Below are 8,203 nucleotides of genomic sequence, written 5' to 3'. Positions count from 1 at the left end.
GCCGGCGCCCTCGGTGCCCCGACGGCCACCACCGCTGTCGGTCCCCCGCCGACCAGCGCCGTCCGGGCCGACCGGTCGACCCCGGGACGGTCCCTGTCTCATGCCTCGGCGGGCGCCGCGCCGTCCGGTCCGGTCGCGGCGGTCGACGGGGTCGGGCCGGCGTCGGTACCGGTGCGGGCCAGCAGCGCGTCGAGCAACTGGTCACCCATCAGGGAGATCGGCGGCGCGCCCATCGTCACCACCACGTCGCCCGGTCGGGCCCGACGGGCCACCTCCACCGGGGCGTCGTCCCAGGAGTCCACGAAGACCTTCCGGTCGGCCGGCAACGGGACCACCTCGACGAGCGCGGCCGACCCCTCGCCCGGCCCGCGCAGCTCACCGGGGCCGAAGACCTCCAGGAGGACCAGTTCGTCGGCGATGCCCAGGGCGGCGGCGATCTCGGCCTGCAGGTCCCGGGTGCGGTAGACCCGGTACGGCTGGAAGACGACGATCAGCCGTCCGTCGGCGGCCACCTCGCGCAACGTCTGCAGGGCCAGGGTCATCGAGGTCGGGTGGTAGGCGTACTCGTCGTAGACCAGGACCCCGTCCGCGACCCCCTTGCGCTCGAAGCGCCGTCGCACCCCGGGGAACGTGCCCAGCGCCGCCTCCGCCGCCTCGACCGGCAACCCGAGCAGGTACGCGGTCAGCACCGCCGAGGCGCTGTTGAGAGCCATGTGCCGCCCCGGCATCGGCATCCGCAGCTCACCCAGCCGCCGACCGTCGATCTCGGCCAGGTAGCGCACCCCCTGGGCGGAGGAGGCCATCTCGGTCAGCCGCAGGTCGGCGTCGTCCGCCTCACCGTAGGTGTGCACCCGGCGCCCCTCGGCGCGCAGCTTCTCGGCCAACCGGCGGGTACCGGGGTCGTCGGCGCAGGTGACGATGAACCCGTCTGGGTCGGTGAGGCGGGCGAACTCGGCGAACGCCGCCTCCAGAGTGGCCAGGTCGCCGTAGGTGTTGAGGTGGTCGGCCTCGATGTTGGTGACGACCGAGACGAACGGGCGGTAGATGAGGAAGGAGCGGTCGCTCTCGTCGGCCTCCACCACGAAGTACTCACCGGTGCCGTGGTGGGCGCCGGAGCCGACCTCGGAGATCTCCCCGCCGATGACGAAGGACGGGTCCTGGTTGGCCTGTTGCAGGACCATGGTGACCATCGAGGTGGTGCTGGTCTTGCCGTGGGTGCCGGCCACCGCCACGGCCCGACGGCCGGTCATCGCCGCCGCGAGGGCCTCCGAGCGGTGCAGCACCCGCAGACCCCGACGGCGGGCCTCGACGAGTTCCACGTGGTCCTGCGGGATCGCCGTGGAGTAGACGACGGTGTCCACGCCGTCCAGGTTGGCCGCCTCGTGGCTCATGTGGACGGTTCCGCCCAGCGCCCGCATCCCGGCCAGGGAGGGCCACTCCCGCAGCTCACTCCCGGAGACCGGCAGCCCCCTGGTGAGGAAGAGCCGGGCCAGTCCGCTCATGCCGACCCCACCCACCCCGATCAGGTGGATGGCGCCCAGGTCTTCGGCGGTCAGGGTGCCGGCCGGGGTGAACTGCGCGGTGTTCATGACGGATACCTTCCAGTCGCGGTCGGTGCGGCGCTCACCGGTTGACCGCCTCGTAGACGAAGTTCAGCAGCGCCTCGTCACCGTCGCGGCGCCCGTACCCGGACGCTGCGGCGCCCATCGCGGCCAGCCGGCGAGGGTCACGGATCAGCGGGATCACAGTCCGCTCGACCCAGTCCGGGGTGAGTTCACCGTCGTCGACCAGAAGTCCGCCGCCGGCCTCCACGACAGGAAGGGCGTTGCGCTTCTGCTCCTGGTTGCTGTGCGGGTAGGGCACGTAGATCGTGGGCAGCCCGATGGCGGCCACCTCGGCACAGGTCATCGCCCCGCCCCGGCCGAGCATCAGGTCCGCGGCGGCGTACCCGGCCTCCATCTGGGACAGGTACGGCAGTGTCACGTACGGCACCGGCAGGTCGGTCGGGACCGGCACCGGCTCGTTGCGGGCACCGATGACGTGCAGCACCTGGATGCCGTTGCGGGCCAGTTCCTTGGCCGCCCCCGAGACCGCCAGGTTGATCGAGCGGGCCCCCTGCGACCCGCCGGCCACGAAGAGCACCGGCAGGTCGGGGCGGAGTCCGAAGTGGGCCCGGGCGGAGGCGACGTGGGCGGTGCGGTCCAGCCCGGCGATCCCCCGACGCAGCGGGACCCCGACCACCCGGGCGTCGCGCAGCGCCTCGGCCTGCTGCGGCTGGTGCGGGAAGCCCACGGCGACGTTCTTCGTGAACTTCATCCCCAACCGGTTGGCCACCCCCGGTGGCACGTTCACCTCGTGGATGACGATGGGCAGTTCCCGTCGCCACGCCGCCAGGTAGGCCGGGACCGAGACGTACCCGCCGAAGCCGACCACGGCGTCGGCGCTCACCTCTTCCAGGATCCGGCCGGCGGCGCGGGCCGCCGTCCACATCCGACCCGGGGTCTTGACCAGGTTCATGTTGACCGACCGGGGCAGCTGGTACGCCGGAATCTGCCGCAGGTCGTAGCCCTGCGGCGGGATCAGCTCGTTCTCCAGGCCCTTGGGGGTGCCCAGACAGGTGATCCGGACGCCGGGGTCGTGTCGGCGCAGGCAGTCGGCGAAGGCGAGCAGCGGGTAGATGTGCCCCCCGGTGCCACCTCCCGCGAGCACCACCGAACGCAGCGGACCCATCAACGTCTCCTCTCAGTCGCCGCCCCGGCGCCGGTCCGGGTCGGCCGGTCGCCGCGCGGTGCGGCCGGGGCTCTCCTGTCGCCGCGTCCGCGCCTTCGGCACCGGATTCCGGGCAGCCTTCGGCGCCGGCCGGCGACGCCCGGCGGGGAGCGGCGGCAACGGGGCCCAGAGTAGTCGGACCCATCGGGCCGGTGGACGGGCATGCAGGGCTCGGGCCGCATCCGGCTCGGCGCGGGCGAACGACGCCAGCATCCCGATCGCGGCCAACGTCACGACCAGGGCACTTCCGCCGTCGGAGATGAAGGGCAGGGGAACCCCGGTGACGGGCAGCAGTCCGACGACACCGCCGATGTTGATCACCGCCTGTCCGACCAGCCAGGCGGTGACAGCACTGGCGGCCAACCGGCGGAAGGAGTCGTCGACCCGGCGGGCGATCCGCAGTCCCGTGTAGGCGAGCACCGCGAAGAGGGCGAGGATCACCGCGCAGCCCACCACCCCCAGTTCCTCGGCGACGATGGCGAAGATGAAGTCGTTCTGCGCCTCGGGCAGCCAGTCCCACTTGAGTACGCTCTTGCCCAGGCCGACGCCGAACCACCCGCCGTTGTCGATGGCGTTGCGGGCCTGCCCCATCTGGTAGCACCCGGACTCGAAGCACTCGTCCGGCGGCCTGATGAACAGGGTCAGCCGGGCCAGCCGGTAGTTCTCCTGGCCCCGTTCACCGGAGCCCGCCCCGAGCGAGGCGGCGGCGATGAGCAGCCCCACTCCGGCCAACCCGACCACCGACAGGGTGGCGAAGACCCGCATCCGGACCCCGGCCGACCAGAGCAGCCCGACCACCACCGCCAGCAGGCAGAGCATGGTCCCCACGTCGTTGTAGCCGACCAGGACGAAGAGCAGGACGACCACCGGGAAGAGCGGGGTCGCCAACTCCCGCCACCAGCCCAGCGCCGCGCCCTTGCGGGCCAGTACGTGCGCCCCCCACAGGACCAGGGCGAACTTGGCCAGCTCCGAGGGCTGCACCTGGATCCCGCCGATGAACAGCCAGAGCAGCCTGGCCTCCAGGGGGCCGAACCGCGCCGTCTCCTGGTTGAGCAACCGGGCCACCACCAGCAGCAGGTTGAGCAGCAGGAGCAGCCCGACCGCCACCAGCAGGGCGGGTCGGCTCAACGCCCGGTAGGTGCGGGCGGGCAACCGTTGACAGAACCAGAACGCGCCGATGCCGATGACGGCGAACATCGCCTGCTTCGTCAGCGCGGCGAAGGCGTTGCCGCCGGTGGCGTACTCCCGGACGCTGGTCGCGGAGAAGACCATCGTCAACCCGATCACCAGCAGCAGACCGGCGCTGGAGATCAGCAGGTAGTACGAGGCCAGCGGGCGGGCCAGCAGGCCGCGCAGGGCCGCCAGCGGCCCGGTCGGATCCAGCGGGCGCGACTGTGGTGGCGCGTCGGAGCCTCGGCCGGCTCCCGTGGTGCGGCGCTGCCGCACATCCGTCGCCCCGTCGACGCCCCGATCCTCCCCCACCTGCCCATCATGGCCTCTTCCGCCGACGGCCACCCGCCCAACGCCCGACTCGGCGTGTCGAACCCGTACGACGGAAGGGCCCCCTGTTCCACGCAACGCGTGGTACAAGGGACCCTTCCGGCACCTCTCGTCGGTCCGGGCGCACGCCCCGGTCCGTCGGTCCGGGGTCAGCCCATGTTGGCGAGGAAGTCGCTGTAGAACAGGCCCAACGCGATCGCAACCCCGATCCCGGCGATGATCCAGAACCGGACCACGATGTTGACCTCGCTCCACCCGGCCAGCTCGAAGTGGTGCTGCAGGGGGGACATCCGGAAGACCCGCTTGCCGGTGGTCTTGAACGAGATGATCTGGATCACCACGGACATGGTGATGATCACGAAGAGCCCACCGATGATGATCAGGAGCAGCAGCGTACGGGTGGACATCGCCATCCCGGCGATCAGACCACCGAGCCCGAGCGCCCCGGTGTCACCCATGAAGATCCGGGCCGGCGAGGTGTTCCACCACAGGAAGCCCACACAGGCTCCGGCGGCGGCACCGGCGATCAGGGCGATCTCCAACGGGTCCCGGACGGTGTAGCAGTAGTTGTTCGGGTTGGCGGTGTACGTCGGGTCGGCGCACCAGTGCCGGTACTGCCAGAACGCGATCACCGCGTACGCGCCGAGCACCATCACCGAGGCGCCGGTGGCCAGGCCGTCGAGACCGTCGGTGAGGTTCACCCCGTTCGTCGCCGCCATCACCACGAAGATGAAGATGATCACCGCGCCGATCTTGGTGACGTCCAGCGCCGGGATGTCCCGGATGAAGCTCAGCGTGGTGCTGCCCACCGTCTCGGTGTTCGTCAGCTCCCCGCTGGAGTCGGTCATCGAGCTCGGGAAGTACAGCGCGACGACCCCGAAGACCCCACCGACCAGGATCTGCCCGAGCAGCTTGCCCCGGGCGCTCAGACCACCGCTGTGCCGCTTGCGGACCTTGAGGAAGTCGTCGACGAACCCCACCGCGCCGCAGAAGACCATCAGGCCCAGCAGCACCAGCGCGGTGACCGTCGGCTCGACCTGGGCGATCTGCGCGTCCGGCAGGGTGGTCAGGGCGAGGTGCCCGGCGACGTACGCGATGACCGTGGCGAGGATGAACACCACGCCACCCATGGTCGGGGTGCCCTTCTTCCCCTGGTGCATCTGCGGGCCGTCGGTCCGGATCGGTTGCCCGGCCTTGAGCCGGGTGAACACCCTGATCGCGATCGGGGTGCAGAAGAGCGAGACCAGGAAGGCCACGCCGATGGCGATGATGACCGCCCTCATGCCCGGCCACCCTCGCCGGCGGTGGCATCGGCGCGCAGCGCGTCGACCACCTCCCAGGTGCGGTACCGGGAGCCCTTGACCAGGACCACGTCCCCTGGCCTCAGCTCGCTGCGCAGCACCTCGACGGCCGCCGCCTGATCGGTGAGCAGCACCGACTCTCCTCCCCAGTCACTGACTGCTGTCGCGCCCTCATGGATCGGCGCAGCCGGCTCACCCACCACGAGTAGCCGGTCGATGTCGAGGTCGGCCACGAGTCGGCCCACCTCCAGATGTCCGTCCCGCTCGAACGGCCCCAACTCGGCCATGTATCCGAGCACCGCCACGCTGCGCCGACCGTCGGCCAGACCGGCCAGCGCCCGCAGCGCCGCCGCCATCGACGCCGGATTCGCGTTGTACGAGTCGTCGACGACAGTCACCCCGCCGGCGGCGTCGAAGACGTCCATCCGACGGGCGGAGACCAGCCGCAGTTCCCCCAGGGCGGTGGCGATCTCGGCCACCGGCATCCCCAGCTCACGGGCGACCGCCGCCGCCGCCAGGGAGTTCGACACCTGGTGCCGGCCGGTCAGCGCCAACCGGACCGGTGCGCTCCCTTCGGGGGTGACCAGGGTGTACGCCGACCGTCCCCGCTCGTCGCCGGTCACGTCCACGGCCCGGACGTCGGCGTGCGCCGCCTCGCCGTACCTGACCACCCGGGCGGCGGTCCGACCCGCCATCGCCTCGACCAGGGGGTCGTCGGAGTTGAGCACCGCCAGCCCGTCGGCGGGCAGCGCCTCGACGAGTTCCCCCTTGGCCAGCGCGATGGTCTCCCGGGAGCCGAACTCGCCGATGTGCGCCACCCCGACGTTGAGCACCACGGCGATCCGGGGCGGCACCACGTCGCAGAGGTAGCGCACGTGCCCCACCCCCCGGGCGCCCTTCTCCATCACCAGGTAACGGGTGGTCGGCCCGGCCTGCAACGCGGTGTACGGGTGCCCCAGCTCGTTGTTGAACGACCCGGGCGGTGCGACGGTCTCCCCCAGCCGGGCGGTGACCTGCGCGATCATGTCCTTGGTGCCGGTCTTGCCAGAGGAGCCGGTCAGCCCCACCACTGTCAGGCCGGGCAGCCGGTCGACCACCGCACGGGCCAGCCGACCCATCGCCGGCAACGCGTCGTCGACGAGAACCATCGGCACCCCGGGCACCTCCCGGGTGCCCAGCACCGCCACCGCACCGGCGGCGACCGCCACGGCGGCGTAGTCGTGCCCGTCGACCTTCTCACCGGGGAAGGCGACGAAGAGCGCGCCGGGGACGACCTTGCGGGAGTCGAACTCCACCGGCCCGGTGACCCGGGTCGCGCCGTCGGCGGCTACCACCCGGCCACCGACGGCGGCGGCGACCTCGGTCAGGCTCAGCGGGATCATCGGCGGCCTGCCAGGTCACCGAAGCGGATCCGCAGCGCGTCGGCCAGCTCCGTACGGTCGTCGAAGGGGAACACCTCGCCGCCGATCTCCTGCCCGCGTTCGTGCCCCTTGCCGAGCAGCGCCACCACGTCACCCGGCTCGGCCAGGCGTACCGCCTCGTCGATGGCCGCCCGACGGCCGGGCACCTCGACGATCCGCGCCGTCCCACCGGCCCGGTACGCCCCGGCCAGCACCTCGGCCCGGATCGCGGCCGGATCCTCGGTCCGTGGATTGTCGTCGGTCACCAGCAACACGTCGGCTCCCTTCGCCGCAGCCTCGCCCATCACCGGGCGTTTGCCCCGGTCCCGGTCGCCACCGGCACCGATCACGCAGATCAACCGCCCGGCGCTCAGCTCCCGGAGCGCGGCCAGCGCGGCGACGACCGCGTCCGGCTTGTGGGCGTAGTCCACCACGCCGCGCACCGGAGAGGCGGTGACCAGCTCCAGGCGGCCCGGCACCCCGCCGCATTCGGCCACCCCCTTCGCCGCGGTGACCGGGTCGACCCCGGCGGCCACCAGGGCGGCGAGGGCCAGCAACGCGTTCGCCACGTTGTGCCGGCCGGGCAGCGCCACGCCGGCCGCCACGACCAGACCGTCGGGGCCGTGCGCGGTGAACCGCTGGGCGTACCCGTCGTCGTCGAGGTTCTCGGCCCACCAGGCGGCGGTCGGGTCCCCGGCAGCGGAGTAGCCGACAGTGGCCGGTTTGACCAACGGGTCCAGTGCCGGGTCGTCGAGGTTGAGCACCTCGACCTGGCAGCGCCCGTCGAACAGCTGCGCCTTGGCGGCGAAGTAGTCGGCCGAGTCGGCGTGGAAGTCGAGGTGGTCGGAGCCGAAGTTGGTGTAGCCGCCGACGGTGAAGCGGACCCCGCCGACCCGGCCCATCGCCAACGCGTGGCTGGAGACCTCCATGACCACGGCGGTGACCCCGCGCTCGCGGGCCACCGCGAGCATGGCGTGCAGATCGGTCGCCTCCGGCGTGGTCCGGACGCTGTCGACCACCAGGTCGCCGAGGCGGGTCTCGACGGTGCCGATCAGGCCGGTGACGTGGCCGGCGGCCCGCAGCCCCGACTCGACCAGGTAGGCGGTGGAGGTCTTGCCGGCGGTGCCGGTGAGCCCGATGACTGTCAGGTGCGCCGTCGGGTCGCCGTAGACGGCCGAGGCGAGTTCGCCGAGCACCGCGCGGGGGTCGGCGACCACCAGGGCCGGTAGCCCG

5 protein-coding genes and 1 pseudogene are annotated in these 8,203 nt (G+C 72.2%); all 6 read right to left on the bottom strand.

The annotated features are described in order from the left end of the window. Positions 1-98: 98 nt before the first annotated feature. Positions 99-1,589 (bottom strand): UDP-N-acetylmuramate--L-alanine ligase, encoded by a 1,491-nt coding sequence (gene murC / locus ABT336_RS26000; protein ID WP_350900010.1) that lies wholly within the window; start codon positions 1,587-1,589, stop codon positions 99-101. Between the two features lie 34 nt (positions 1,590-1,623). Beyond that, positions 1,624-2,730: an undecaprenyldiphospho-muramoylpentapeptide beta-N-acetylglucosaminyltransferase gene (gene murG, locus ABT336_RS25995; RefSeq protein ID WP_350900008.1), complete on the bottom strand. Its 1,107-nt coding sequence runs from the start codon at positions 2,728-2,730 to the stop codon at positions 1,624-1,626. Then, a pseudogene (locus tag ABT336_RS25990) lies at positions 2,730-4,215 on the bottom strand (FtsW/RodA/SpoVE family cell cycle protein). The gene murG and the pseudogene ABT336_RS25990 overlap by 1 nt, the downstream one beginning before the upstream one ends. A 203-nt stretch (positions 4,216-4,418) precedes the next feature. Beyond that, positions 4,419-5,552 (bottom strand): phospho-N-acetylmuramoyl-pentapeptide-transferase, encoded by a 1,134-nt coding sequence (gene mraY, locus ABT336_RS25985; RefSeq protein WP_350900006.1) that lies wholly within the window; start codon positions 5,550-5,552, stop codon positions 4,419-4,421. Beyond that, on the bottom strand, positions 5,549-6,952 hold the full coding sequence (locus ABT336_RS25980; RefSeq protein ID WP_350900004.1) for a UDP-N-acetylmuramoyl-tripeptide--D-alanyl-D-alanine ligase: 1,404 nt from the start codon (positions 6,950-6,952) through the stop codon (positions 5,549-5,551). Before ABT336_RS25980 ends, mraY begins: the two co-directional genes overlap by 4 nt. Further along, on the bottom strand, positions 6,949-8,203 hold a 1,255-nt coding region (locus tag ABT336_RS25975), incomplete at its 5' end, for a UDP-N-acetylmuramoyl-L-alanyl-D-glutamate--2,6-diaminopimelate ligase (protein WP_350900002.1). The genes ABT336_RS25975 and ABT336_RS25980, both read right to left, overlap by 4 nt.

Origin of the sequence: Micromonospora sp. NPDC000207 (assembly GCF_040300925.1) — a bacterium.
Classification (GTDB): Bacteria; Actinomycetota; Actinomycetes; order Mycobacteriales; family Micromonosporaceae; genus Micromonospora.
The sequence above is the reverse complement of the archived record's forward strand: the minus strand, read 5'-3'. Positions and strand labels throughout refer to the sequence as shown.

What these genes read in the sequence shown, in the direction of transcription:
- mraY (WP_350900006.1), bottom strand. Translation starts at nt 5,552, where the DNA reads ATGAGGGCGGTCATCATCGCCATCGGCGTGGCCTTCCTGGTCTCGCTC.
- murC (WP_350900010.1), bottom strand. Translation starts at nt 1,589, where the DNA reads ATGAACACCGCGCAGTTCACCCCGGCCGGCACCCTGACCGCCGAAGAC.
- ABT336_RS25980 (WP_350900004.1), bottom strand. Translation starts at nt 6,952, where the DNA reads ATGATCCCGCTGAGCCTGACCGAGGTCGCCGCCGCCGTCGGTGGCCGG.
- murG (WP_350900008.1), bottom strand. Translation starts at nt 2,730, where the DNA reads ATGGGTCCGCTGCGTTCGGTGGTGCTCGCGGGAGGTGGCACCGGGGGG.